The organism is Brachybacterium sp. 107, from assembly GCF_052379725.1.
GTDB lineage: Bacteria > Actinomycetota > Actinomycetes > Actinomycetales > Dermabacteraceae > Brachybacterium.
Genome location: NZ_JBQSYW010000023.1, coordinates 14236 through 38365, shown reverse-complemented (window position 1 = coordinate 38365; position 24130 = coordinate 14236). Strand labels below are relative to the sequence as shown.

Genomic DNA, 24130 nt, shown 5'->3' with positions numbered 1-24130 from the left:
TCAGCGGGTGCCTCGGAGGTGGATCACACGTCCGGGCTCCTCACCCTTCAATAATTCAGACATACCTGTAAAACACCGAGCGTAACGTCCTGTGCACTGCATCACCCTCCCGATCCGGTTGCGATCCGGCGACTTTCCGGAGGGCCATCCCGGTCAACGGCTCGACATATCGAAAGGAGTGGACCGACTCCATGGAGACGATCCCTCTCACCGCGAGGACAGCACGCCCCGTCCTGCAGCAGCCGTTATCCGGACTGTACGCCGAAGGTCGGACATCTCGGGCGGTATCGGACTTCCCCAGCACGACCCTCCCCTCTCCTCAGAACATCCACGACGGCCTCGCCGCTCCCTCCCGGACCGCGCGCGTCCGTCGTCGTGCAGGACATCCACTGGAAAGCCGGAACAGATGACTCAGGACATGATCGCCACCGCCGCAGCTGCGGCCCCCGCGCTCGACAGGACCGTCGCGACGCCCCTCCCGATTCGCCGATCCGAATCCCGGACCGTGCATGGTGACACCGCCGTCACCTCGTACGGATGGCTGCGTGACCAGCGCGCTCCTGAGACCGTCACCCACCTCGCCGCGGAGAACGCCTACACGGATCAACGCACCGCCCACCTCGAGGGCCGACGCTCGACGCTCCTGCAGGAGCTGACCGATACCGACCGGGACCTCGACCTCTCCGCCCCCGTCCGCTCCGGGGGCTGGTGGTACATCGACCGCCCGAGCACCGGAGCGGGCTCCAGCGCCGACGCCTCCCTGTCACGAGTGCGCGCCGCCGCTCCGGGACCGGGCACCGTGCCCGACATCCTCGACGGGGTGCCGCTCGAGGGAGAGGAGGTGCTGATCCAGGATCGCCAGCTGGTCGTGGGCATCGCGCTGTCCTCCGATCACGACCTGCTCGCTCGCGCGGAGGTCTCCGCCGGTGGCTGCGACATCACCGTCGTCGACCTCTCCACCGGCGAGGTCGTGGACCACGCCGTGCAGCAGGCCGGACCGGATCTCGCGTTCTCCCAGGACTCCCGCTGGATCTTCTACACGCAGCTCGATGACATCGGCCGCCGCCATCAGGTGCGCCGTCACCGGCTCGGCACGCCGGCGGCCGCGGACGAGACCGTCCTGACCGAGCCCGATCACTGGGCAGAGCTGAGCATGGCCCGCTCCCGCGATCTGTCGACGCTGCTGATCAGCTCGGTCTCGACCACCACCTCCGAGACCTGGATGCTGGACCTGGACGACCCCACCGGAGCCGCCGTGTCCGTGACCGGCCGCCACCACGGGGTCCACCAGGTCATCGAGCACGCCGGCGACCGCCTCCTGGCCATCCGGCAGGGCGAGGTCGGGGGCAGCGTGCTCTCGGTCGCCCCGCTCGCCGACTCCGACGGCCTGGCCGATTCCACCATCCTCCTGACCGCCGCGGAGGGCGAGCAGTTCGACGCGGTCGAGGCCTTCGCCGGGTTCGCCGCGCTCCAGGTGCGCTCCGGAGGCCTTCCCGGGGTGTGGATCCTGCCGCGCCGGTCCGACGGGTCCTTCGACGTCGCGGCCCTGCGCACCGTCGACCACGGCGGCGAGCTCGACGCCCTGCACCTGGACGCGAACCCGTCCTGGACCCAGCACACGCTCCGCTATCGCCTCGACAGCCTCCGCACGCCGGCCACCATCGCCCAGCTCGACGTGGGCACGGGCGAGATCGAGGTGCTGCGCCGAGCCGCGGCGCCCGGGATCGATCCGGGCCAGTACCTCGAGCGGCGCCTCTGGGCGACATCGGCGGACGGCACCCAGGTCCCCATCTCCCTCCTCGCCCGGCACGACGCGACGACCGATGGCACCGCGCCGGGCATCCTCTACGGCGACGGGGCCTTCGGCATCTCGAACGACCCGCGGCTGCTGCCCGGCGCGCTGGCCCTGGCCGATCTCGGACTCGTCGTCGCCGTCGCTCACGTCCGCGGCGGGGGCGAGATGGGACGCGACTGGCATCGTCGCGGCAGGCTGCTGCACAAGGCCAACTCCTTCGACGACTTCGTGGCCTGTGCAGATCACCTCGTCTCCCAGGGCTGGGTCGCACCGGACCGCCTCGGGGCGCTCGGCCAGGGCTCGGGCGGCCTGCTCGTGGCCGCGAGCGCGAACCGTGCTCCCGGCAGGTTCCGGGCGATCGTCGCCGGGGCTCCCCTGGTGGATCCTCTGGAGACCCTCCTGGATCCGGAGGTGATGCTCACCCTCGAGGAGTGGGCCGAATGGGGCGACCCTGCCGGCGACGAGCAGATCTATCGCCGCCTGCGCAGCTACAGCCCGGCGGAGAACATCCGTGCGACCGAGTATCCGGCCGTGTTCGCCTGGACGTCGCTCGAGGACCAGGAGGTGCTGGCCGCCGAGGCCGCCATCTGGGTCGCCGCGCTGCGTGCCCGGGTCACCTCGGATCCGCAGGAGCGGCCCGTGCTGCTGCGCTGCGTCCCCACGGCCGCCGACGCCTCCGCCCTGCAGGCCGAGTCGATGGCGTGGCTCCTCGATCAGCTCGAGGTTCCCGAGGCCGCCCGCTGACCATCCTCCGATCCACCGCCGGGAGGCGGCGCCGACGACGTCCTCGCCTCCCGTGCGGCACTCCCGTCGCTGCGTTCGGGGCTGTGTCCGGGCCTGCGCCTGCGCTGTGCCGTCGTGACGGCTCGGCGCTGTGCTCGGTGCTCTCCGGCGCCGCTACGCTCGAACCATGACCCGTGACATCCCGTCGGCCCCGACGCCGCCCCACCGTCCCACCGAGCGCACCCACCATGGCGACACCGTCGTGGACCCCTATGAGTGGATGCGCGACAAGACAGACCCCGAGGTGATCACCCACCTCGAGGCGGAGAACGCCTACGCCGACGCCCGCACCGCGCACCTCGCGGACCTGCGCAGCACCCTGGTCGACGAGTTCGTGGGCCACACCCAGGAGACAGATCTCAGCGTGCCCGTGCGCCGGGACGACTGGTGGTACATCACCCGCACCACCGCGGGCGACGACTATCCCGCCTTCACCCGCGTGCCCGACACCGGGTCGCTGCCGCAGGTCGAGCCGGGGGTGATGCTCGAGGGCGAGCAGCTGCTGCTGGACGCGCAGGCAGAGGCCGCCGGCGCCGAGTTCTATTCGCTGGGTGGGCTGGCCCCCTCCCCCGACCACACCCTGCTCGCCTACGCGGTGGATTCCGCAGGCGACGAGCGCTTCACGATCCGGGTCAAGGACATCGCCTCCGGGGAGATCCTCGACGAAGCGGTCACGGACACCGGGTACGGCCTCGCGTTCTCCGCCGACCAGCAGTGGCTGTTCTATGCGCGGGTGGATGACGCCTGGCGCCAGCACCAGATCTGGCGCCACCGCATCGGCTCCCCCACGACCGACGACGAGCTCGTGCTCGAGGAGCCCGACGAGCGGTTCATGATCGGCTTCGACCGCTCGCGGGACGGCTCCACCCTGGTCATCCAGGCCGGCTCGACCTCCACCACCGAGGCGTGGCTGCTGGACCTCACCCGGCCGACGTCGGCTCCCGTTCCCGCGGGCGGCCGCCGCGAGGGCGTGGACTACGGCGTCGAGCACGCCGGGGATCGCCTGCTCGTGATCCACAACGAAGGCGCCCAGGGCTTCGCGCTCGCCCAGGCCTCCCTCCAGGCCCCCTCGACCTGGGAGGACCTGCTGGTCGCGGGCGAGGGCGAGCGGCTGCTCGCGGTCGAGGCCTTCGCCTCCTTCGTCGCCCTCGAGCTGCGCAGCGCCGGCCTCGCGGGCGTGCGGCTGATCCCGCGCGCGGAGGATGGATCGCTGCTGGTCGAGCAGGCCACCGACCTCACCCATGGCGGCGAGCTGGACACCGTCGAGCTCGACACGAACCCCGGCTGGGACACGACCACCGTGCGCTACCAGCTCACGAGCATGCTCACCCCGACGACCGTCGCCGAGCGGGACGTCTCCACCGGGGAGACCACGGTGCTGCGGGTGACCCCGGTGCCGAAGTACGACCCCGAGCTGTATGTGGAACGGCGCGAATGGGCCACCGCGGAGGACGGCACCGCGGTCCCGCTGAGCGTGGTGGCCCGCAAGGAGGTCGCGGCCGACGGCACGGCGCCGGGCTATCTGTACGGCTACGGCTCCTACGAGGTCTCCATCGATCCGTCGTTCGTCCCCACCCGGCTCCCGCTGCTGGACCGCGGCGTGGTCATCGCGATCGCGCACGTGCGCGGCGGCGGCGAGATGGGCCGCGACTGGTACGACCACGGCAAGATGCTGGAGAAGAAGAACTCCTTCAGCGACTTCGTGGCGGCCGCGAAGCACCTCACGGACTCCGGGCTGGTCGCCGAGGGCCGACTCTCCGCCGAGGGTCGCAGCGCGGGCGGGCTGCTCATGGGCGGCATCACGAACCTCGCCCCCGAGCGCTTCCGCGCGGTGATCGCCGGCGTGCCCTTCGTCGACGCGCTGACCACCATCCTGGATCCCTCATTGCCGCTGACCGTGGGCGAATGGGAGGAGTGGGGCGACCCGCTGCATGATCCGGCGGTGTACGCGTACATGAAGGAGTACACGCCCTACGAGAACGTGCAGGCGGCGGACTACCCCGCGATCTTCGCGTCGACCTCGCTCAACGACACCCGCGTGTTCTTCGTGGAGCCCGCGAAGTGGGTGGCGCGGCTGCGCGAGACGGTCACCAGCGACCAGGCCGAGCGGCCGATCCTGTTCCGCTGTGAGATGGTCGCCGGGCACGGAGGCCGCTCCGGCCGCTACCGCAAGTGGGAGCAGCGGGCCGACGAGCTCGCCTGGCTGCTCGACCAGCTCGGGGCGACCGCGCTGCTCTGAGGGCGCACCGCCGAGGCGGCCTCCGGAGCGGCCTTCAGGGCGGCCTCCGGAGCGGCCTTCGGAGCGTGTCCCCGGGGCTGACCTATGGAGCGGGTCTGTCGAGACGACAGACCCGCTCCGTACACTCCCGAAAGTTTTCGCCACGAGCCGTTCAGTCCCGAGGGTATTTCCGCTCTTGACGACCCTGTGACGCCTGCCATACGCTCACAGAACCCGAAACGGTACGAAATGTTTCGCATTCTGAGTCATAGGAGACGTCATGAAGCGCCGCCAGATCCTCACCGCCGGAGCGGTCACCGCCGCCGCCACCCTCTCTGCCGGAAGTGCCGCCTCCGCAGCCCCGGCCAGGACCGGGAAGAAGCCCGGGAACGGGCAGAAGACCCCTCCGGGGCTCGCCAAGAAGGACAACCTGGCCTGGGCCGCCGGGTCGTCGATGAAGATCGGCACCGCCGTCGCCGGCGGCGGGCACCACACCGATGACCCGGACTCACCGTCCTCCACCGAGGCCGCCGCCTACGCGGAGGTCCTGAACCGGGAGTTCAGCTCGGTCTCCGCCGAGAACCAGATGAAGTGGGAGTACCTGCACCCCGAGCGGGACACCTACGCCTTCGAGGACGGCGACGCGATCGCGTCGTCCGCCCAGCAGAACGGACAGGTCGTGCGCGGCCACACCCTGTTCTGGCACAGCCAGAACCCCACGTGGCTCGAGGAGGGCGGCTTCAGCGCCGAGGAGCTCCGAGTGATCCTCAAGGACCACATCGACACGGTCGTGGGCCACTATCGCGGGCAGATCCAGCAGTGGGACGTGTGCAACGAGATCTTCACCGAGGAGGGGGAGCTGCGCGAGAACAACATCTGGCTCCGCGAGCTGGGCCCCGGCATCATCGCCGACGCCTTCCGCTGGGCACGCGCCGCGGATCCGGGCGCCCTGCTGTTCTTCAACGACTACAACGTCGACGGCATCAACCCCAAGTCCGATGCCTACTACGCGCTCATCCAGGAGCTCCTCGCCGAAGGCATCCCGGTGGACGGCTTCGCCACCCAGGGGCATCTCTCCACCCGCTACGGCTTCCCTGCGGACCTCGCCGAGAACCTCCAGCGCTTCGCCGACCTCGGGCTGGAGACGGCGATCACCGAGCTCGACGTGCGGATGGATCTGCCCGAGAGCGGGCGGCCCACCACCGAGCAGCTCGAGAAGCAGGCGGAGTACTACCGTCGCGTGACCGAGGCGGTCGTGGCCGTGGACGGCTGCAACTCGCTGACCCTGTGGGGCTTCGCGGACTCCTACTCGTGGGTCCCCGGCACCTTCCCGGGCGAGGGCGCCGCGACGGTCATGTGGGAGGACTTCACCCGCAAGCCCGCCTACTACGCCGTGCAGGGGGCGCTGGCCGAGGGCAGCGGGCGGGCCGGTCACCCGGCGCTGCGCCGCTGAGGCACTGCGGCACTGCGGCACTGCGGCGCTGAGGCGCTGAGGCGCTGACCGTCCCCGCACCCCTCTCCCAGCGGCGGCTGCCTGATCAGCGGGCCATCCGGTCAGCTGACCAGGTAGCCGCCGTCGACCGGGATCTCCGCGCCGTTGACCATCGAGGCGGCGTCCGAGGCGAGCCACACCGCCACGTCGGAGACCTCGCGGGGCTGCGCGAAGCGATCCTGCGGGATCCGTGCGAGCATCGGGGCGGCCTTGGCCGGCTGCTCGCCCCACACCGTCTGCCCCATATCGGTGAGCACCACGGTGGGGCAGATCGAGTTCGCCCGCACCCCGCGGGATCCGAGCTCGAGGGCGAGGGTGCGGGTGGCCATCACCAGGCCCGCCTTCGCGGTGCTGTAGGCATAGTGCTCGGCCAACGGGCGCAGTGCGGCGGCCGAGGCGATCGTGACGACGGCCCCGCCGCCGGCCTCCGCCATCGCAGCTCCGGCGCGAGCGGCGAGCAGTGCCGGGGCGCGGAGGTTCACGCGGAGCGTCTCGTCGAAGTGGGCGGTGTCCAGCTGATCGACGGTTTCCGGATGGGAGAGGCCGGCGTTGTTCACCAGCACGTCGAGGCTGGCGGCGCCGACACCTCCGTCGACCCGTCCGTCGGCCCCTGCGGTCTGCGCGAGCAGGGCGGAGGCGTCGTCCCAGAGCCGGTCGGGGACGTTCGGATCGGCGAGGTCCGCCGCGAGGACCGCGATGCGCACCCCGTGCTCGGCCGTGAGCCGTGCGGCCGCCGCCTCGAGCGTCGCGGCGTCACGCGCGGTGAGCACGAGGTCGGCGCCGGCTGCGGCGTAGGCGCGGGCGATGTCGGCACCGATCCCCCGGCTCGCTCCGGTGATCAGGGCGCGACGCCCCGCGAGGGGGCGAGCAGGCGCAGGGGCGGAGGCAACGGCGGCTGCAGCGGTGTCAGCAGACGACGGGCTGCCGACGGAGGAGGGGCCGGAACCTGGCTCGATCGATGTCATCGATCCAGGTTACGGCCCCTCGGTGCGAGCGCGCGGGGTGGCTCAGAAGGCGGGGATGACGCCACCGGCGTAGGTGTCTTCGATGAACGTGCGCACGTCCTCGGAGTGCATCAGCTCCTCGAGCTTCTTCAGCGCCGAGTTCTCCACGTCGGCAGTGCGGATCGCGAGCAGGTTCGCGTACGGGTTGCCGTCCGGAGACTCGAGGACCAGGGCGTCTTCGGCGGGCTTGAGATCCGCCTCGAGCGCGTAGTTGCCGTTGATCACAGCTGCCGCGAAGTCGCCCTTGGTGCGAGGCAGCAGGGCCGGATCGATCTCGGAGAGCTTCAGCGACTTCGGGTTGTCGACGATGTCGTCCTTCGTCGCGTCGGTGGGCTCGATGCCCTCGGTCAGAGTGAACAGGCCCTGCTCCGCGAGAAGCGCGAGTGCACGTCCACGGTTGGACGGGTCGTTGGGGACTCCGATCTCATCGCCGTCGGCGAGATCGTCGAGGCTGGAGAGGGAGTCGGAGTAGATGCCCAGCGGCTCGAGGTGGACGGGCTCGAGGGCGGTCAGCTCGTAGCCGTTCTCCTCGATCTCGGTATCGAGATAGGGCTTGTGCTGGAAGAAGTTCGCGTCGACCTCGCCGTCGTTCAGCAGACGGTTCGGGATCGGGTACTCCGTCTGCTCCTGCAGGTCGAGCTCGAGGCCCGCATCCGCGGCGAGGTTGTCCTTGACGAAGGTCAGGATCGCCATGTGCGGCACCGGGGTCGCGGCGATGCGGATCGTCGTGACACCGTCCTTCTCCTCCAGTGCGGTGTCGTCCCCGCCGCAGGCGGCGAGGGTCAGAGCGGCGAGACCCGCTCCGGAAGCGAACAGGGTACGGCGGCTGAACGTGCTCATGAGGGGTCCTCCTGGGGACGGGGTCGGGGAGTGGGGAGGGATATCGACGCGTGGTTCACGCGGTGCGAGCGCGGTGGTCGACGGCTGTGGCCAGGCGGGACCCGAGGAGCTGCACCAGGATCACGATGATGACCAGCAGGACCACCGTCGCGATGATGACCTCGGTCTGGTAGCCGGTGTATCCACGGTTGTAGGCGAGCTGGCCGAGGCCGCCCGCGTTCACCGAGCCGGCCATGGCGGTGTAGCCGATCACGGCGATCGTGGTGGTGGTGATCGATCCGATAATCCCGGGCAGGGCTTCGGGGATAAGCACCTGGCGGATGATCTGCCACCGACTCGCACCCATCATCTGCACGGCCTCGATCTTCCCGGCGGGAATCTCCCGCAGGTTCAGCTCGAAGAGCCGGGCGGCGAAGGGCACAGCGGCGATCGTCAGGGCGATCATCGCCGCGTTGGGTCCCGTCGAGCGCCCGGTGACCGCCGAGGTGATCGGGATCAGCGCGATGATCAGGATGAAGAACGGAAAAGAGCGCAGCACGTTGACGATGAAGCCGACGACCTGGTTGACGGTGCGCACTGGGCGCGACGTCGACCCGTCGGTCTCGAACAGTGCCACGCCGAGCGGGAGGCCGAGCACCACGGTCAGCGCCATGGTCACTGCCGTCATATAGAGCGTGATCAGGGTGTTCTGCCAGAGGCCGTCCTCCCAGCGGTGGAACAGCGGGTTCTGCAGCCACTCCTGAAGGGTGTCCATCATGCCGTCACCTCCTTCGCGACCACGCCGGCCGCCTCGAGCTCGGTCAGGAACTCCGCCAGGCCCTCGGCGGAGATCGGCTGGTCCGAGCGGTTGCGGAGCGCCAGCTGGACACGGCCCACCTGACGGCCGCCGAGCGTCTCGATGGTGCCGGCGACGATCGTCGCCTCGGCCTCATAGGTCTCGGCGAGGCGCACCAGATCGTCGCTGGTGCGGATCGTCGGCGAGTCGCCGTAGTCGCAGTTGACGATGAGGGCGTTGATACCGGTGGGCGCGGGGGGCAGAGGGATCAGCTCGGCTGACAGCGGCCCGTGCGGATCCGCCGCCACGTCGACCAGGTCGCCGGTCTGGGTGATCGCGCCGTTCTCGAGCAGGGTCACGGTGTCGCAGACCTCGCGCACCACGGCCATCTCGTGGGTGATGATCACGACCGTGATGCCGAGGCGTTCACGCAGGTCGGCGATGAGATCGAGGATCTGATGCGTGGTGGTGCCGTCGAGCGCACTGGTGGGCTCGTCGCACAGCAGCACCTTGGGCTCCGCGGCGAGGCCGCGGGCGATGCCGACGCGCTGGATCTGGCCGCCGGAGAGCTGTGCGGGGTAGTTGTGCTCCCGGCCCGAGAGGCCCACGAGCTCCACGAGCTCGGCGACGCGACGCTCGCGCTGGGCGCGGGGCACCCCGGCGATCTCCAGCGGATGGGCGATGTTCTGGGCGGCGGTGCGGGAGTCCAGCAGGTTCGCGTGCTGGAACACCATGCCGATGTTGCGTCGGGCGGCGCGCAGGGCCTTGCCCTCGAGGGCGGCCACGTCCGTGCCGTCCACCTCGACGCGCCCGGACGTGGGCTTCTCCAGCCCGGTCAGGCAGCGGATGAGGGTGGATTTACCGGCACCGGAACGGCCGACGATGCCGTGCACGCGCCCCGGTTCGAGGTGGAGGTCGATCCCGCCGAGCGCGACGACGGGGTCTCCCCCGCCGGGTGCGGGAAAGACCTTCGTGAGGCTGTCGAGTGTGATCACCTCCGAAGTGAATCATTCGGACACGCCGAGGCCGGAGTACTTGTTCATCTGACGAAACACAGCTCACAGACCAGCGGCGACGCGTGTGCACGGCGTCACGTCGGCCCGGTGGCTCGGAGGTCCGGTGGCCCGGCCTCTACGCGCGCTGCCGGGCCACGCGGGACTCGTCCCAGACGGGCACGTCGGACTCGTAGACCTCGCCATCGGCGCCGAACACCACGAAGCGGTCGACGTCGCGCACGAACCAGCGGTCGTGGGTGACTGCGACGACGGTCCCCTCGAAGGCGGCGAGCGCCTGCTGGAGGGCGTCGGCCGATTCGAGGTCGAGGTTGTCGGTGGGCTCGTCGAGCAGCAGCAGCGTGGCGCCGCCCAGCTCGAGCAGGAGGATCTGGAAGCGCGCCTGCTGACCGCCGGAGAGCGAGTCGAAGGTCTGCTCGGCCGCGCGGGCGAGCTCGTAGCGGGCCAGCACCCGCGCCGCCTCCTCCTGCGGCTTCCCCGCTCGATGCTCGTCCCCGCGATGCAGGATCTCCAGGAGCGTGCGTCCGGCGAGGTCGGAGCGGCCGTGGGTCTGCGCGAACCAGCCCGGGCGCACCCGTGCCCCGAGCCGTGCCGTGCCCGTGTGCTCGACAGGATCGATCGGCACCTCGGAGACCGGCAGATGCTCGGGAGCGGGATCGCTGCCGCCGGCGGCGAGCAGACGCAGGAAGTGCGACTTGCCCGAGCCGTTGGAGCCGAGCACCGCGATCCGGTCCCCGAAGCGCACCTCGAGGTCGAAGGGCTGCATCAGGCCGGTCAGCTCGAGGCTCTCGCACACGATTGCCCGCTTGCCGGTGCGCCCGCCGCGCAGTCGCATGCCGAGCTTCTGCTCGCGCGGCTGCTGCTCGGGCGGGCCGGCGCCCTCGAACCGCGCCAGGCGGGTCTGCGCCGCCCGGTAGCGGGCGGCCATATCCGAGTTGTAGGCCGCCTTCTGCTTGTACATCTGCACCAGGGCGCGCAGCTTGGCCTGCTCCTCGTCCCAGCGCCTGCGCAGCTCGTCGAGCCGTTCGAAGCGCTTCTCGCGGGCCTCTTGGTAGGTGGCGAACCCGCCGGGATGCGTCCAGGAGGTGTTCCCGGCGGCCCCCAGCTCGAGGGTGACGATCGCGGTCGCGGTGCGGGCCAGCAGCTCCCGGTCGTGGCTGACGAACAGCACGGATTTCTCGGAGGCCACCAGGCGTTCCTCGAGCCAGCGTTTGCCGGGCACGTCGAGGAAGTTGTCCGGCTCGTCCAGCAGCAGCATCTCGTCGGGCCCGCGCAGCAGCGCCTCCAGGGCGAGTCGCTTCTGCTCGCCGCCGGAGAGCGACTGGACGTCCCGCTCCGCGCAGCCCTCGTACGTCGACCCGAGCGCCGCTATCGTGCAGACGTCCCACAGCACCTCGGCCTCGTAGCCACCGGCCTCGCCCCATCCGGTGAGCGCCCTCGCGTAATCCATCTGCGCTGCGGTCGAATCGGTCTCGACCATCGCCTGCTCGGCGCGGTCCACCGCGGCGGCGGCCCGACGCAGGGCCGGGGGCGAGACGGCCACCAGCAGCTCGCGCACCGTGCCGCCGGCGAGGAACTGGCGCATGACCCCCAACGTGCCGTCCTGGGTGATGGCCCCTGATTCCGCGCTCAGATCACCGGTGATCAGGCGCAGCAGAGTGGTCTTGCCGGCGCCGTTGGCCCCGATGAGCGCGACCCGCGCGCCCTCGCCCACCCGGAAGGAGACGTCGCTCAGCAGCGGTCTGCCATCGGCCAGCGTGTAGTCGATGCCGGCGATGTCGAGGTGTGCCATGCCCCCAGGTGTATCTCATGGGCCGCGAGCCGTCAGGTGAATTGATTGCCCTCGCATGGCCCGCCGTCCCGGCCGGTGGCTCGACGCGGTGGCGCGAGAGCCCGCGAGGAACCGCGGGGCAGAGCTGTGTCCCCCGCACCCCTGACATTCCTCACGGCTGGTTCATGAATAGTCCATCGATGCAGGTGAGAGGGCGCTCTACTGGCAGCTGGTCCGCCGACGGAGAGTAGAGGCATCAGCCAGACCACGACATCGGTCCGGCCACCCCGATCCCCGAAAGGCCCTCTCATGTTCCAGGACCTCCTCGCCCAGCTCCACACCCTCGTCTCCGGCCTCGAACCGTGGCAGCAGGTGCTCGCCCTCGTGCCCGCCGGCGCGATCCCCTTCATCGAGTCCTACCTCGGCAGCTTCCTCGGCTCCTCCCTCGGCATCCACCCCGCGCTCGCGATCCCTGCGGCCGTGGCCGGGAACCTGATCGCGACCTTCCTCGCCATCGCCCTGTCCGGCCGGGCCCGTGACGCGGTCACCGACGGCCGGCGTCGACGCAAGGGCGGGGCGGCCGGACGCGACGCCAAGCCCTCGCGGTTCCGCGCGAAGGTCGCCACCGCCCTCGACAGGTACGGGGTGCCCGGCGTCGCCCTGCTGGGCCCGTTCGTCGTCGCTTCGCAGCTGTCGGGCCCCGCACTCGTGGCCCTCGGAGCAGCTCGCCGCAAGGTGTACCTGTGGATGGGGATCTCGATCGTCGTCTGGGGCATCGCCTTCGGCATCTTCGGCAGCCTGTTCCTCGCCGCGATCGTCTGACCCGATAGGCTCCCCACCAGGTCGTCCGCCTGTTCGGCGATCACGAGAGGATTGATGTGGACACCAGCGCCGGTCGACAGTGGAGCGTGTTCTACGCCTACACGGCATGGACCCTCGTCGGTGTGGTGGCAGTGCTCCCGCTGGCCATCGCGCTGTTCCTGGATCTGCGGGTCCCGGTGGCCGCCGCCGACGCCCCGCTGACGGTCGCCGTGCTGTGCGGGCAGATCGCGCTCGGCGCCTGGTCCGCCTGGCGGGCCATGCAGGCCTGGGCCGCGGCCGAAGCCCACTCCGAGCGGGACCGCTGGGGCATCCGCCAGGTGGGAGTCCTCCCCTCGGACCTCTCCCTCCTGGCCGCCGCGACCCCGTCGGCCGTGATCGCCGGGGCGTCGCTGCTCGGCGACGCCGATCCGCGCCTGCTGATCATGTCCTTGTCCCTGGTGGTCACCACGGCCGCGGTCCGGTGGCGCTGGGAGATCGGTGTGGGGCTCGCCGTGGCATTCGCCGCCGTGTCGGCGCTGCTCCTGGGCTCTCTGCCGGGAGCCCTCTCCAGCGGCCTCCTCGTGATCGCAGCCGTCCTCACCGCCCGGCTCTCCCTGTGGCTCGCCGCGATGGTGCGCGAGCTCGACGATGCCCGCGAGGCCCTGGCCCAGCTCGCCGTCGCCGAGGAGCGGCTGCGCTTCGCCCGGGACCTGCACGACGTCACCGGACGGGACCTCTCCGTGATCGCGGTGAAGTCCGAGCTGGTCGCGCAGCTGGCCGAGCGCGAGGACCCGCGCGCCGTGGAGCACGGACGCGAGGTCGCCCAGATCGCGCGTGCCTCGCTCACCGAGATCCGAGCTCTCGTGCGCGGCTACCGCGAGGTCGACCTCGCCACCGAGCTGCGCGGCACCGCGTCCCTGCTGCGCTCGGCACAGGCGGAGGTCACCGTCTACGGCGCGTCGGAGGACGTTCCCGCCCGCCATCGCGGCACCGCTGCCTGGGTGCTGCGCGAGGGAGGCACCAACGTCCTTCGCCATGCGGATCCCTCGGCCGTGACCATCACCCTCACCTCGGGCGGGGTCACACTGGTCAACGACGGTGCCCCCGGCGACTCGGAGGTGATCGAGGGCAGCGGGCTGATCGGGATGCGCGAGCGCCTCGGCGCCGGGTCCATGCTGACCATCCGCCGCGAGGGCGGCATCTTCACCCTCGATGTCCGCTTCGATGCCCCTGGAGGCACCCGATGAACGCCGACCCCTCCGCCGCAGCGACTGCCGCCGCCCCGCTGCGGGTGATCCTCGTCGACGACGAGAACCTGATCCGCTCCGCGCTGGCCACGATGCTCTCCCTCGAGGACGATCTCGACGTGCGCGGGGAGGCGGCGACCGTGGCGGACGGTGCGCGCCTGGCCCGGGCCGAGCAGCCCGACGTCGCCGTGCTCGACCTCCAGCTGCCTGACGGGGACGGCCTCGAGCTGGCCACCCGGATCGGGCAGGTCTCCCCCGCCACCCGCTGCCTGATCCTCACCTCGCACGCCCGTCCCGGTTACCTCAAACGGGCGCTTGCCCAGGGTGTGCTCGGCTTCCTGCCGATGACCACCTCCGCGGACCAGCTGGCGAGCGCCGTGCGCTCGGTCGCCGCCGGGCGGCGGGTGATCGATCCCGAGCTCGCCGCGGAGACCATCTCCTCCGGGGATTCTCCGCTGACCCCGCGGGAGGCCGACGTGCTGGAGTTCGCGGCCGACGGCGCCGCCATCGAGCAGATCGCCCGACGCGCACACCTGGCCGAGGGCACCGTGCGCAACTACCTCTCCAGCGCCCAGGCGAAGCTGCAGGCCGTGAACCGCCACGAGGCCGTCGCCATCGCCCGCCGCCAGGGCTGGATCTGACCCCGGCCCGAACCGGACGCGCCGCATCCACTAGCGCCAGGCTGCGCCGCATCCACTGGCGCCAGGCGAGGTGGCAGCGCCATATATCGCGCTCCCTGTACGCCACACGCCACTGGATGCGCTTGCCCACCCATCGTCTGGGTGCGCATGCCCACCGATCCACTGAGTGCGCGTGCCCATCCATCCCCTGGGGGCGCATGCCCACCCATCCACCCGCCCCAGGTGCGCTCCTCGGCAGTGCACCCGTGCAGCTCACATCAGCAGCAGGACCACCAGGAGCACCAGCACGCAGGCCACCGTCGCAGCGAGCCCTGCACCGATCCCGACGGCCACCCCCGGCAGGCGCGTCCAGCGCAGCAGGGCGGCGACGGCCGCTCCCCCGAGGACGAGCATGGCGACGAGCGTGGGCAGGCCGATGATCACCCCGAGCAGGACCAGGCCGTCCCGCGGCGACGGGGTGCACCCGAACCCGATCCCTGTGCAGGCGCCGTTCGCATGTTCCGTCGGCGCGAGGAGCACGCCCAGTCCGTAGAGGACCACCACGATCGCGAGGACCCCGAGCAGAGCACCGATCGCGCGACGTCGCCGGGATGCCGCGGCACGGCCGACCGTCCTGGCCGGCTCCGCTGGGCTGGACGAGATCGCCGGGTTCGCCATACCTGCCGGGCGCACGGAACAGGGCCGGCTCGTCGGCTCGTTCTCGTCCGTCGGATCGTTCTCGTCCGCCCGACCGTTCTCGTCCGCCCGACCGTTCTCGTCCGTCGGATCGCTCGGGCCCATCGGATCCCTCGGCTCTGTCTGCATGGCTACATGGTCGGCGGCGGACACCCCGCCGTCCATGGGGAGTTCGCCCCATGATGCGCGGAGGGCCCTCCCGTGATCCGACCCCGGCCAGCACGGCCCTGCCCCGACCCGCCCGGCCGTGTCAACCAGGCCAGGCCACGACAGGCCGGGTCACGCGGAGGCACCCTCGGCGAAGCTCGCGTCGACCACGGTGGTCACGTCGATCGGCTCGGTGTAGGTGATCTGTTCAGCGTCGATCCACACGGTCTGCATGGCCTCGAGCTGGTCGGGCTGCGGGGCGAGGTCGGGCAGGTAGGTGTACATCGGCGCGGACTTCAGCACCTCGATCTCCTGGCCGAGGGTGTCGGCGAGGATCTGGTAGACCTCGCCGGTCTGCGCGCCGTCGGCCGAGAGCTCCTGGGATCCCTTGGCCAGAGCCGAGAAGAAGTCCTGGGCGAGATCCGCACCGACGAACGTCTCGGAGTAGAGGACCCCGGTGCCGGTGGTGCCCTTCTTCGGCACGGCGAGCGGTGAGGCCACGCCGGCGTCCTCCATGGCGGTCGAGAACGGGGCCGACGGGGTCGCCGCGTCCACGGAGCCGTTGGTCAGCGCGGGCTCCTGGTCGGGTGTGGAGAGGTTGGAGACCTCGACGTCGTTGAGCGTCAGGCCCTCCTCCTCGAGCATCGCGGCGAGCAGGTAGCCGCCGGTGGCGCCGGGGCCGCCCGCGACGCCGATCTTGCGACCCTTGAGATCGGCGACCGAGGTGACGGAGCCGTCGTCAAGGAGCTTCTGGCTGACCTCGAGCGCTGTCGGGGAGTTCTCGGGGTCCCCCGGGGAGATGCCCATGGAGCCCACGATCTTGAAGGCCAGGCCCTGGTCCAGAGCGTTGAACATGCCGGCGCTGAAGCCGGCGATCATCACGTCGAGCTGGTCGTTGGCGAGCATCGGGATGCCGTCCTGGCCGGACTTCAGCGGGGTCAGCTCGAGGGTGATGCCGGCGTCCTCGAAGTAGCCCATCGAGTCCGCGATGTAGAGCGGGGCGAAGAGGGAGGAGGGCACGTGGCCCACGCGCACGGTGCCCGAGGAGGAACCGCCGCCGGAGCCGGAGTCCTTCCCGGTGACAGCGGGGCCGCAGGCGGCGAGCGCTCCGCCGAGGGCGCCGACGGAGGCGAGGGAGAGCAGGGTGCGACGACGCATGGTGTGTCCTTAGGGGTGGTGGAGGGTGGTGAGGATCAGCCGCGTCGCCAGGGCAGAAGCAGCTTCTCCGATCGGCTGAGCAGCGTGGTCAGGACAGCACCGATGATGCCGATCACCAGCAGTCCCACGTACAGCTTCTCCGGGATGAACAGCTGCCAGGAGTTCCAGATCAGATAGCCGAGCCCCGTGGTGGAGGCGCCGGTGAACTCGACGGCGGTGACGACCACGACAGCGGTGCCGGTGGCGGTCTTCAGCCCGGAGAACACGAAAGGCATCGCCCCGGGCAGGACCACGAAGCGGAAGCGGGCGAAGCCGGTCGCGCCATAGGCGGTGCCGGCCTCGAGCAGCTTGCGATCGATCGCCCACACGCCGGAGACCGTCGCGATCTGCATGACGAAGAAGGTCGTGATGAACACGGCGATGATCTTGGGCAGCTCGGTGGGCCCGAAGATCATCAGCAGGATCGGGAAGATCGCGATCTTCGGCAGCGGGTAGAGCGCGCTGAACAGGGGACCGAACGCGGCGTTCAGGGCTCGCGAGGAGCCCATCAGCAGCCCCACCACGATGCCGGCCGCGGCGCCGAGGCCGCCGCCGACGAGGAGTCGCAGCAGGGTGGGCCCGGCGTGCTCCCACAGCTCGCCGGTGCGCAGCATCTCGCCCAGCGCGCCGAGGATCGTGGTGGGCGCCGGGAAGAAGCGCGGGTCGATGATCAGCAGACGGGCGCACACCTCCCACAGCACCAGCAGCACGATCGGCGCGGCGATCGAGAGCACGAGGTCGCGGGTGCGCAGCCGACGGTCGCGGGAGCGCTGCTCGCGGGCCGCCACCAGGGTGCGCTGCTCCCGGTCCACGCGGGTGCTCTCCGCGCCGGGGCTCTCCGCGCCGGGGCTCTCCGTGCTCGGGCGTTCGGTGAAGCTCATGCGGTCTCCTCCGCGCTGCGCACGTCGTCGCGCAGCAGGTTCCAGATGCGGGAGCGCAGCTCGCCGAACTCGGGGCTGCGCTCGATGTCGAAGGAGCGGGGCCGCTCGAAGGGGACGGCGATGTCCTCGCGCACGGTGCCGGGGCGGCCGGACATGACGATCACGCGGTCGCTGAGGATGATCGCCTCGTCGATGTCGTGCGTGACCATGAGGACCGTCTTGCGCTCCTGCTCCCACAGGGCGATGAGCTCCTCCTGCATGAGCATGCGGGTCTGGGCGTCCAGGGCGCCGAGCGGCTCGTCCATGAGCAGCACCGGGGAACCGGTGGCGAAGGCGCGGGCGATCGCGACGCGCTGACGCATGCCGCCGGAGAGCTGATGGGGGAAGGACGACGCGAAGGATTCCAAGCGCACCCGACGCAGCCAGTCCATCGCGATCCCGTGGCGCTCACGGGCGCCCGTGCCGGTCATGCGCAGGCCGAAGGCGACGTTGTCCAGCACCGTCATCCAGGGGAAGACGCCGTGCTCCTGGAACACGAACGCCGCGGGCACGGGGTGGTCGGCGCCGCTCATCGTCACCTCGCCGACCGTGCGCTCCTCGAGCCCGCCGAGGATCCGCAGGAAGGTGGACTTGCCGCAGCCGGAGGGGCCGACGATGCAGGTGAAGGATCCCGGCTCGATCGTCAGCGAGAAGTCCTCGAGTGCCCACACCGGTTCCTGTCCGGAGAAGAAGACCTTCGAGACGCCTTCAGCGACCACGGCCGACGACGGCACGCGTGCATTCATGATTGCTCCTCGACCAGCTCGATGTCTGCGCCAGTGTAGTGCTGGTGTTCGAATGGCGAGATTCGAAGCCCACTGGTCGGACAGATCGGCTCAACCGCTCACCGGAGACGCTCGACCCCCGGCAATCCATCGAAGACCTTGTCCGCGCTGACCAGGGAAAGTCCTCGCCGAATCGCTTGAGCGGCGATCATCCGATCACAAGGATCCCGATGCTCCCAGGCGATCGGCAGTGCTCATGGCGTCATGAGTACGCCGCACCTGACCAACTCGGAAGCGACCTGGTCGACCAGATCGAGCATTCTGGTCAGTTCACTCCCGAGGCGCCCGCTTGCGACGAGCGCGGAAGAACTCCCGCAGCAGGTCCCCGCACTCCTTCTCTCGCACCCCCGTGGTGAGCTCGACGCGATGGTTCAGACGCGGCTCGCGCACCAGGTCGTAGAGGGACCCGGCGGCGCCCGCCTTGGGGTCCATCGCACCGACGACGACGCGCTGCGTGCGGGCCAGGACGATCGCGCCCGCGCACATCGTGCACGGTTCGAGGGTCACGACTAGAGTGCAACCGGTGAGGTTCCAGCGTCCGGTGGCCGCGGCGGCACGGCGCAGGGCGAGGAGCTCCGCGTGGGCGGTGGGGTCCTCGTCGGCCTCGCGACGGTTCCCGGCGGTGGCCAGCACCTGCCCGTCGGGGCCGACGACGACCGCACCGATCGGCACGTCCGACGGTTCGCGGTCCGCCGCCGCCCGCGCCTCGTCGATCGCCAGGCCCATCAGCTCGTCATCGGTCATGGAGCCATTGTCCCGTGCGCCGGGCCGGGCCGCGCCAGAGCCACGTCAGGGCCGCTCCCCCACCACCGTGTAGCGCGCCTCGAGGAACGCCTCGTTGCGGCCGAAGTCCTGCAGCTGCAGGTCGAACCGGCCTCCGAGCAGGGGCCTGCCGGCGCCGAGCGTGACCGGGGCGATCGAGACCATGACCTCGTCGAGCATGCCGTCGCGCGCGAACTGGGCGGCGAGGTCCCCGCCGCCCATGACCCAGACGGCACCGTCGCACGCGGCGGCCTCGATCTGCTCCCTGTGCTCGGCCGGAGCGCCGGCCAGGATCGTGACGGTCTCCGCCGCGGGCGCCAGGTCGCGATGCGTGAAGACGAAGGCGGGCTTGTCGTACGGCCAGGCGTCGGCATCGCCGAACTGCTCCTGGGGGTGGTCGAGGATCCACTGGTAGGTGGTGCTTCCCATGACCAGGGCGCCGACACCCGCGGAGAAGGAGTCGTAGTCCAGCAGGCTCCCTGATCCCAGCGGCTGGGCCAGCAGCCAGTCGAGGCTGTCGTGCTCGTCGGCGAGAAAACCGTCGAGCGTGGTCGCCGTGTAGTAGAGGTACGAGGGTCGCTGTGTCATGAGCTCTCCGAGCGTCGGGCGTCGTCCGGTCATCGCGGGCGAGGAACACCTCCGGCCCAGGTACCGGCAGGCGCAGATACGTGCAGGCTCCGATCCTCGCAGGCTCAGGCACCGAAGCCCGCGCTCACCCGGGTCACCGCGCTCACCGGGGCCACCGGGGTCACCGGGCTCACCGGGCTCACCGGGGCCACCGGGGTCACCGGGGTCACCGGGGTCACCGCCCGACCCTGCGTGAGAACAGCCTCGGTCGGGCCCTTCCGCCGCGATCTGTGCCGATCGTGGCACGCCCTCCGGTAGATTCACCCCTATGCGCGTCCTGGAGATAGACCACCCCCTCGTTGCCCACAAGCTGTCCGTGCTGCGCGATCGCGCCACCCATTCCTCCGTGTTCCGTCAGCTCGCCGATGAGCTGGTGACCCTGCTGGCCTATGAGGCGACCCGCAACGTCTCGGTCTCGCCGGTCCAGATCGAGACCCCGGTGACCACGATGACCGGCACCAAGCTCTCGAACCCCAAGCCGATGGTGGTGCCCATCCTGCGCGCCGGCCTCGGCATGCTCGACGGCCTCACCCGCCTGCTGCCCACCGCCGAGGTGGGCTTCCTGGGCATGGTCCGCAACGACGAGACCCTCGAGGTCACGACCTACGCGAACCGGCTCCCCGACGACCTCTCGGGCCGCCAGTGCTTCCTGCTGGACCCGATGCTCGCCACCGGTCACACCCTCATCGCTGCCACCGAGTACATGCACGAGCGCGGCGCCCGTGACATCACCTGCGTGACCCTGCTGTGCGCCCCCGAGGGTCTCAAGGCGATGGAGGAGAACATCGATCCTTCGATCGACCTCACCATCGTCACCGCCGCGATCGACGAGAAGCTCGACGAGAAGGGCTACATCGTGCCCGGCCTCGGCGATGCGGGCGACCGTCTCTTCGGCGTCGTCGACTGATCTCGTCGACTGATCTCGTCGGCTGATCTCGTCGACCGACCTCGTCGGCTGACCTCGTCGACTGGCCTCGTCGCCCCCGCGATGCCACGCACGACCCTGCACGCTCAGCGCGCCCCCGCCTCCCGGTGGGGGCGCGCTGTGCATCCGGGACCCGCCGCGCCATCCAGACAACCCAGACATTCTCCGAACCCGCCGGTCAGAGCAATTGACCCCCTCCCCGGAGAGGGCCATGACGGGCATCCTGGTGTCGCCGAGCAGCTGGAGGACCGATGTTCCTGAGTGTCCACGAGCAGGAGCGGCTCATGGTCCATGTGGCCGGGAAGCTCGCCCTCGAGCGCAAGGAGCGCGGGCTCAAGCTGAACCTCCCCGAGGCGACCGCACTGCTGACCTCGTACCTCCTCGAAGGAGCGCGGGACGGGCAGTCCGTCGCCGACCTCATGGAGGGCGGGCGCTATGTGCTGGGCCGTGACGATGTGATGGAGGGCGTGCCCGAGATGCTGGCGCAGGTGCAGGTCGAGGCCACCTTCCCGGACGGGACCAAGCTCGTCACCGTCACCGACCCGCTGCAGTGAAGGAGGCGAGATGAGCAACGAGCGACCTCCCCAGGATCCGGCCGACGCGCCGGCGATGGAGGAGAACCCCTTCGACAATCCGGAGCTGACGCCGGACGCGGCACCCGAGCCCGCCGAGCACCCCACCGACGACCCCGGCCGCGAGTACGAGGACGACGACGCCCGGGGGCATTCCGGCGTCGGCGCCCCGAGCGGACCGCGCCGGAGCGGCACCAGCAGCCGCCAGGCACCCCGCCGCACCAGCATGGACGTGGTGGACCACCGGGTCCCCGTCGTCCCCGGGGAGATCCTCCTGGCCGACGGCCCCGTGATCATCAACGAGGGCGCCACCCCGATCACCCTGCGCGTCGTGAACACCGCCGATCGCCCGATCCAGGTCGGTTCGCACTACCACTTCGCCGAGACGAACCCCGCCCTCGACTTCGACCGCAAGGCCGCCTGGGGCAAGCGGCTGAACATCGTCTCCGGAGGTTCCGTGCGCTTCGAGCCCGGGGCCGACGAGGACGTCCAACTGATCGACATCCGCGGCCTGCGCATCGCGCGCGGCTTCCGCGGGGAAAGCGGAGGACCGCTCGATGACTGAGGTCAGCCGTTCCGAGTACGTCGCCAGCTACGGCCCCACCGTCGGGGACCGCATCCGCCTGGCCGACACCGACCTGGTGATCGAGGTCGAGAAGGACTACTGCGCCGGCGGGGACGAGGCCGTCTTCGGCGGCGGCAAATCCATCCGCGAGTCGATGCTGCAGTCGGCGCGCACGCGCGCCGAGGGCACCCCCGACCTGGTCATCACCGGGGTCGTGATCCTCGACCACTGGGGCATCGTCAAGGCCGACGTCGGGATCCGCGACGGCCGCTTCTGCGGGATCGGAAAGGCCGGCAATCCCGACGTCATGGACGGCGTCGACGAGAGCCTCGTGATCGGCCCGTCCACCGAGGTCATGGCCGGCAACGGCATGATCATGACGGCGGGCGCGATCGACACCCACGTCCACTTCGTGACCCCGGATCAGCTCAAGGTGGGCCTGAACGCCGGCGTCACCACGGTGATCGGCGGCGGCACCGGCCCCGCCGAGGGCTCCAAGGCCGCGCTGGCCACCCCCGGCGCCTGGTGGCTGGAGAAGATGTTCCAGGGCCTGGACCCGTGGCCGGTGAACTTCATGTTCCTGGGCCGCGGCAATGCCATGAACGACGAGGCCCTCCTCGAGCAGGTGCGCGCCGGTATGGGCGGCTTCAAGATCCACGAGGACTGGGGCGCGACCCCGGCCGTGATCGACCGGACCCTGTCGATCGCCGACGCCACCGGCGTGCAGGTCGCGATCCACTCCGACACCCTCAACGAGGCCGGCTTCGTCGAGGACATGCTCGCCGCGGTCAAGGGGCGCACCTTCCACGCCTTCCACACCGAGGGCGCCGGCGGCGGCCATGCCCCGGACATCATCAAGGTCGCCAGCGAGCTCAACGTGCTCCCGGCCTCGACGAACCCCACCCGCCCGTACACCGTGAACACGGTGGACGAGCACCTGGACATGGTGATGGTCGCCCACCACCTGAACCCGCAGATCCCCAACGACCTCGCCTTCGCGCAGTCCCGCGTGCGGGCCGGCACCATCGCCGCGGAGGACGTGCTGCAGGACATGGGCGCGCTGTCGATCATGAGCTCGGACTCGCTCGCGATGGGCCGCATCGGCGAGACGATCATGCGCACCTGGCAGACGGCGCACCAGATGAAGAACGTGCGCGGTGCGCTCGAGGGCGACGGCGCGGCCGACAACAACCGGGCTCGTCGCTACATCGCCAAGTACACGATCGCCCCGGCCGTCGCCCATGGCATCGACCAGCACGTCGGCTCGATCGAGGTGGGCAAGCTCGCCGACTTCGTCCTGTGGCAGCCCTCGCTGTTCGGCGTGCGCACCTCGGCCGTGTTCAAGGGCGGGATGGCCGCGGTGGCCGCGATCGGCGACCCCAATGCCTCCATCCCGACCCCGCAGCCCGTCTCCGGGCGGCTCGGCTTCAACGCCCATACCAAGGCGGCCGGCGCCACGAGCCTCGCCTTCGTCTCCGAGCTGGCGATGGAGAACGACGTCGTCGAACGGATGGGCGTGGAGCACCAGATCGTCCCGATCACGTCGACCCGCAAGGTCACCAAGGACGATCTGCCGCTGAACACGGCACGTCCGCGGATCGACGTCGACCCCGACACCTATGCGGTGCGGATCGACGGCGAGCTGATCGAGCACGAACCCGCCGAGTTCGTGCCGATGGCACAGCGGTACTTCCTGTTCTGACGATGCCCGCTCCCTCCACTGCCGGCACGGCGGCGTCGTCGGCAGGTGCCGCGCGGTCCGCGGCCCTGCTGCTCCTGGGTGACGGCCGCCTCCCGGCCGGCGGGTACGCGCATTCGGCCGGTCTCGAGCAGGCCATCGCCCGCGGCTGGGTGCGCGATGCGGAGAGCCTGGCCTCGTTCCTGCGCGGCCGCGTCCACACCACCGGTCTGGTGAGCGCCTCCTTCGCGGCCGCCGCGCAGCATCGCACCGCGCAGGCGATGGCGAGCGGGGACCTCGGTTCGCTGGGGTCCGCGCTCGCCGCGCTGGATCGCGAGCTCGTGGCCCGCACGCCCTCGCCCTCGCTGCGACGGATCGCTCGGGACCTCGGGCGGATGCTGCTGCGGGCGATGCGCTCCATCGCCCCGTCCCAGCAGCCCGTGCTCGACGCCGCCGGGCCCGTGCTGCAGCAGCCCATCGCCTACGGCACCGTGGCGGCCGCCCTCGGGCTCGATGCCCGCGACGCCGCCGGGCTCGTGCTCTACGAGGCCGCGGCCACCCCCGCGGTCGCCGCGGTCAAGCTGCTGAGCATCGACCCCTTCGCCACCCACCGCTGCCTCGCCGAGCTCGCCCCGGAGCTCGATGAGCTGGCCGAGCGGGCCACTGACTTCGCCGCCTCCGACGCCCGGGACCTCCCGGCCCTCGCCGCTCCCCTCTCCGACATCGCCGCAGAACTGCATACGAACCATGACCAGCGTCTCTTCGCCTCCTGAGGTGCGCTCGGGCCTTCCCGAGTTCGCCCGCCCGGACCTCTCCGGGACTCGCCGCCGCACCCACCGCGGCTCCTTCCTGTGCCATGCCGTGATCGCCACAGAGCTCACGGACGGCCGCACCAGG

General features: G+C 70.7%; 23 protein-coding genes. 11 read left to right on the top strand and 12 right to left on the bottom strand.

Translation table 11 applies throughout. The features are described 5' to 3' along the window. Nucleotides 1-418: 418 nt before the first annotated feature. The 3 genes from ACT3UL_RS17330 (at nt 419) to ACT3UL_RS17320 (ending at nt 6249) form a co-directional block, all read left to right on the top strand. On the top strand, nt 419-2539 hold the full coding sequence (locus ACT3UL_RS17330) for a prolyl oligopeptidase family serine peptidase (RefSeq protein ID WP_444579603.1): 2121 nt from the start codon (nt 419-421) through the stop codon (nt 2537-2539). Nucleotides 2540-2705: 166 nt separating this feature from the next. Further along, nucleotides 2706-4817, top strand: coding sequence for a S9 family peptidase (locus ACT3UL_RS17325; protein WP_444579602.1), 2112 nt, complete (start codon nt 2706-2708; stop codon nt 4815-4817). A gap of 259 nt (nt 4818-5076) precedes the next feature. Beyond that, nucleotides 5077-6249, top strand: a complete 1173-nt coding sequence (locus ACT3UL_RS17320; protein WP_443351607.1) for an endo-1,4-beta-xylanase — start codon at nt 5077-5079, stop codon at nt 6247-6249. 101 nt (nt 6250-6350) lie between these two features. On the opposite strand, the gene ACT3UL_RS17315 is transcribed toward ACT3UL_RS17320, so the two are convergent. The 5 genes from ACT3UL_RS17315 to ACT3UL_RS17295 form a co-directional block, all read right to left on the bottom strand. Further along, nucleotides 6351-7253 carry an SDR family NAD(P)-dependent oxidoreductase gene (locus tag ACT3UL_RS17315; RefSeq protein WP_444579601.1) on the bottom strand — a complete coding sequence of 301 codons (903 nt, stop codon included), beginning with the start codon at nt 7251-7253 and terminating at the stop codon, nt 6351-6353. Between the two features lie 42 nt (nt 7254-7295). After that, nucleotides 7296-8132: a MetQ/NlpA family ABC transporter substrate-binding protein gene (locus ACT3UL_RS17310; RefSeq protein WP_443351603.1), complete on the bottom strand. Its 837-nt coding sequence runs from the start codon at nt 8130-8132 to the stop codon at nt 7296-7298. A gap of 55 nt (nt 8133-8187) precedes the next feature. Next, complete coding sequence (locus ACT3UL_RS17305) at nt 8188-8889, bottom strand: methionine ABC transporter permease (protein ID WP_193115702.1); 702 nt, start codon at nt 8887-8889, stop codon at nt 8188-8190. Continuing rightward, a complete protein-coding gene (locus ACT3UL_RS17300; RefSeq protein WP_193115703.1) occupies nt 8886-9902 on the bottom strand; it encodes a methionine ABC transporter ATP-binding protein in 1017 nt (338 codons plus the stop codon). The genes ACT3UL_RS17305 and ACT3UL_RS17300 overlap by 4 nt, the downstream gene beginning before the upstream one ends. Nucleotides 9903-10038: 136 nt before the next feature. Further along, nucleotides 10039-11712 (bottom strand): ABC-F family ATP-binding cassette domain-containing protein, encoded by a 1674-nt coding sequence (locus ACT3UL_RS17295; RefSeq protein WP_444579600.1) that lies wholly within the window; start codon nt 11710-11712, stop codon nt 10039-10041. 288 nt (nt 11713-12000) lie between these two features. On the opposite strand from ACT3UL_RS17295, the gene ACT3UL_RS17290 reads away from it, so the two are divergent. Genes ACT3UL_RS17290 through ACT3UL_RS17280 form a run of 3 tightly spaced genes read left to right on the top strand, consistent with a single transcriptional unit; the run spans nt 12001 to nt 14380 of the window. Continuing rightward, nucleotides 12001-12513, top strand: a complete 513-nt coding sequence (locus ACT3UL_RS17290) for a hypothetical protein (RefSeq protein ID WP_444579599.1) — start codon at nt 12001-12003, stop codon at nt 12511-12513. A 56-nt stretch (nt 12514-12569) separates the two neighbouring features. Further along, entirely contained in the window at nt 12570-13739 is a 1170-nt protein-coding gene (locus ACT3UL_RS17285; protein WP_444579598.1) for a sensor histidine kinase, read from the top strand. Further along, nucleotides 13736-14380 carry a response regulator transcription factor gene (locus ACT3UL_RS17280; RefSeq protein ID WP_444579597.1) on the top strand — a complete coding sequence of 215 codons (645 nt, stop codon included), beginning with the start codon at nt 13736-13738 and terminating at the stop codon, nt 14378-14380. The genes ACT3UL_RS17285 and ACT3UL_RS17280 overlap by 4 nt, the downstream gene beginning before the upstream one ends. Before the next feature lie 252 nt (nt 14381-14632). Here ACT3UL_RS17280 and ACT3UL_RS17275 read toward each other — a convergent pair whose 3' ends face one another. The 7 genes from ACT3UL_RS17275 to ACT3UL_RS17245 form a co-directional block, all read right to left on the bottom strand. Further along, nucleotides 14633-15184: a hypothetical protein gene (locus tag ACT3UL_RS17275; RefSeq protein ID WP_343924084.1), complete on the bottom strand. Its 552-nt coding sequence runs from the start codon at nt 15182-15184 to the stop codon at nt 14633-14635. Nucleotides 15185-15334: 150 nt separating this feature from the next. Then, nucleotides 15335-16360: an ABC transporter substrate-binding protein gene (locus ACT3UL_RS17270; protein WP_441449096.1), complete on the bottom strand. Its 1026-nt coding sequence runs from the start codon at nt 16358-16360 to the stop codon at nt 15335-15337. Nucleotides 16361-16395: 35 nt separating this feature from the next. Further along, the gene (locus ACT3UL_RS17265) at nt 16396-17280 is read right to left on the bottom strand and encodes an ABC transporter permease (RefSeq protein ID WP_444579596.1); all 885 of its coding nucleotides are present in this window, start codon (nt 17278-17280) and stop codon (nt 16396-16398) included. After that, nucleotides 17277-18065 carry an ABC transporter ATP-binding protein gene (locus ACT3UL_RS17260; protein ID WP_444579595.1) on the bottom strand — a complete coding sequence of 263 codons (789 nt, stop codon included), beginning with the start codon at nt 18063-18065 and terminating at the stop codon, nt 17277-17279. Before ACT3UL_RS17260 ends, ACT3UL_RS17265 begins: the two co-directional genes overlap by 4 nt. Nucleotides 18066-18163: 98 nt before the next feature. Further along, on the bottom strand, nt 18164-18289 hold the full coding sequence (locus tag ACT3UL_RS17255) for a PIN domain-containing protein (protein ID WP_444579614.1): 126 nt from the start codon (nt 18287-18289) through the stop codon (nt 18164-18166). 85 nt (nt 18290-18374) lie between these two features. Further along, nucleotides 18375-18848, bottom strand: a complete 474-nt coding sequence (tadA, locus tag ACT3UL_RS17250) for a tRNA adenosine(34) deaminase TadA (protein ID WP_444579594.1) — start codon at nt 18846-18848, stop codon at nt 18375-18377. 45 nt (nt 18849-18893) lie between these two features. After that, nucleotides 18894-19454 carry a dihydrofolate reductase family protein gene (locus tag ACT3UL_RS17245; protein ID WP_444579593.1) on the bottom strand — a complete coding sequence of 187 codons (561 nt, stop codon included), beginning with the start codon at nt 19452-19454 and terminating at the stop codon, nt 18894-18896. 307 nt (nt 19455-19761) lie between these two features. Here ACT3UL_RS17245 and upp point away from each other — a divergent pair, with 307 nt between their 5' ends. From upp to ACT3UL_RS17220, 5 genes are all read left to right on the top strand, one after another. Next, on the top strand, nt 19762-20400 hold the full coding sequence (gene upp / locus ACT3UL_RS17240; protein WP_193115716.1) for a uracil phosphoribosyltransferase: 639 nt from the start codon (nt 19762-19764) through the stop codon (nt 20398-20400). Nucleotides 20401-20669: 269 nt separating this feature from the next. After that, on the top strand, nt 20670-20972 hold the full coding sequence (locus ACT3UL_RS17235; protein ID WP_444579592.1) for an urease subunit gamma: 303 nt from the start codon (nt 20670-20672) through the stop codon (nt 20970-20972). Nucleotides 20973-20982: 10 nt separating this feature from the next. Then, nucleotides 20983-21555 carry an urease subunit beta gene (locus tag ACT3UL_RS17230; protein WP_444579591.1) on the top strand — a complete coding sequence of 191 codons (573 nt, stop codon included), beginning with the start codon at nt 20983-20985 and terminating at the stop codon, nt 21553-21555. Next, nucleotides 21548-23257 carry an urease subunit alpha gene (locus tag ACT3UL_RS17225; RefSeq protein ID WP_444579590.1) on the top strand — a complete coding sequence of 570 codons (1710 nt, stop codon included), beginning with the start codon at nt 21548-21550 and terminating at the stop codon, nt 23255-23257. The genes ACT3UL_RS17230 and ACT3UL_RS17225 overlap by 8 nt, the downstream gene beginning before the upstream one ends. A 2-nt stretch (nt 23258-23259) precedes the next feature. Beyond that, nucleotides 23260-24006, top strand: a complete 747-nt coding sequence (locus ACT3UL_RS17220; protein WP_444579589.1) for an urease accessory protein UreF — start codon at nt 23260-23262, stop codon at nt 24004-24006. Nucleotides 24007-24130 lie beyond the last annotated feature (124 nt).

Excerpts from the sequence above, each read along its gene's own strand:
- ACT3UL_RS17330 (WP_444579603.1), top strand. The coding sequence starts at position 419 with ATGATCGCCACCGCCGCAGCTGCGGCCCCCGCGCTCGACAGGACCGTC.
- ACT3UL_RS17325 (WP_444579602.1), top strand. The coding sequence starts at position 2,706 with ATGACCCGTGACATCCCGTCGGCCCCGACGCCGCCCCACCGTCCCACC.
- ACT3UL_RS17320 (WP_443351607.1), top strand. The coding sequence starts at position 5,077 with ATGAAGCGCCGCCAGATCCTCACCGCCGGAGCGGTCACCGCCGCCGCC.
- ACT3UL_RS17315 (WP_444579601.1), bottom strand. The coding sequence starts at position 7,253 with ATGACATCGATCGAGCCAGGTTCCGGCCCCTCCTCCGTCGGCAGCCCG.
- ACT3UL_RS17310 (WP_443351603.1), bottom strand. The coding sequence starts at position 8,132 with ATGAGCACGTTCAGCCGCCGTACCCTGTTCGCTTCCGGAGCGGGTCTC.
- ACT3UL_RS17305 (WP_193115702.1), bottom strand. The coding sequence starts at position 8,889 with ATGATGGACACCCTTCAGGAGTGGCTGCAGAACCCGCTGTTCCACCGC.
- ACT3UL_RS17295 (WP_444579600.1), bottom strand. The coding sequence starts at position 11,712 with ATGGCACACCTCGACATCGCCGGCATCGACTACACGCTGGCCGATGGC.
- ACT3UL_RS17290 (WP_444579599.1), top strand. The coding sequence starts at position 12,001 with ATGTTCCAGGACCTCCTCGCCCAGCTCCACACCCTCGTCTCCGGCCTC.
- ACT3UL_RS17280 (WP_444579597.1), top strand. The coding sequence starts at position 13,736 with ATGAACGCCGACCCCTCCGCCGCAGCGACTGCCGCCGCCCCGCTGCGG.
- ACT3UL_RS17275 (WP_343924084.1), bottom strand. The coding sequence starts at position 15,184 with ATGCAGACAGAGCCGAGGGATCCGATGGGCCCGAGCGATCCGACGGAC.
- ACT3UL_RS17270 (WP_441449096.1), bottom strand. The coding sequence starts at position 16,360 with ATGCGTCGTCGCACCCTGCTCTCCCTCGCCTCCGTCGGCGCCCTCGGC.
- ACT3UL_RS17265 (WP_444579596.1), bottom strand. The coding sequence starts at position 17,280 with ATGAGCTTCACCGAACGCCCGAGCACGGAGAGCCCCGGCGCGGAGAGC.
- ACT3UL_RS17260 (WP_444579595.1), bottom strand. The coding sequence starts at position 18,065 with ATGAATGCACGCGTGCCGTCGTCGGCCGTGGTCGCTGAAGGCGTCTCG.
- tadA (WP_444579594.1), bottom strand. The coding sequence starts at position 18,848 with ATGACCGATGACGAGCTGATGGGCCTGGCGATCGACGAGGCGCGGGCG.
- ACT3UL_RS17245 (WP_444579593.1), bottom strand. The coding sequence starts at position 19,454 with ATGACACAGCGACCCTCGTACCTCTACTACACGGCGACCACGCTCGAC.
- upp (WP_193115716.1), top strand. The coding sequence starts at position 19,762 with ATGCGCGTCCTGGAGATAGACCACCCCCTCGTTGCCCACAAGCTGTCC.
- ACT3UL_RS17235 (WP_444579592.1), top strand. The coding sequence starts at position 20,670 with ATGTTCCTGAGTGTCCACGAGCAGGAGCGGCTCATGGTCCATGTGGCC.
- ACT3UL_RS17230 (WP_444579591.1), top strand. The coding sequence starts at position 20,983 with ATGAGCAACGAGCGACCTCCCCAGGATCCGGCCGACGCGCCGGCGATG.
- ACT3UL_RS17225 (WP_444579590.1), top strand. The coding sequence starts at position 21,548 with ATGACTGAGGTCAGCCGTTCCGAGTACGTCGCCAGCTACGGCCCCACC.
- ACT3UL_RS17220 (WP_444579589.1), top strand. The coding sequence starts at position 23,260 with ATGCCCGCTCCCTCCACTGCCGGCACGGCGGCGTCGTCGGCAGGTGCC.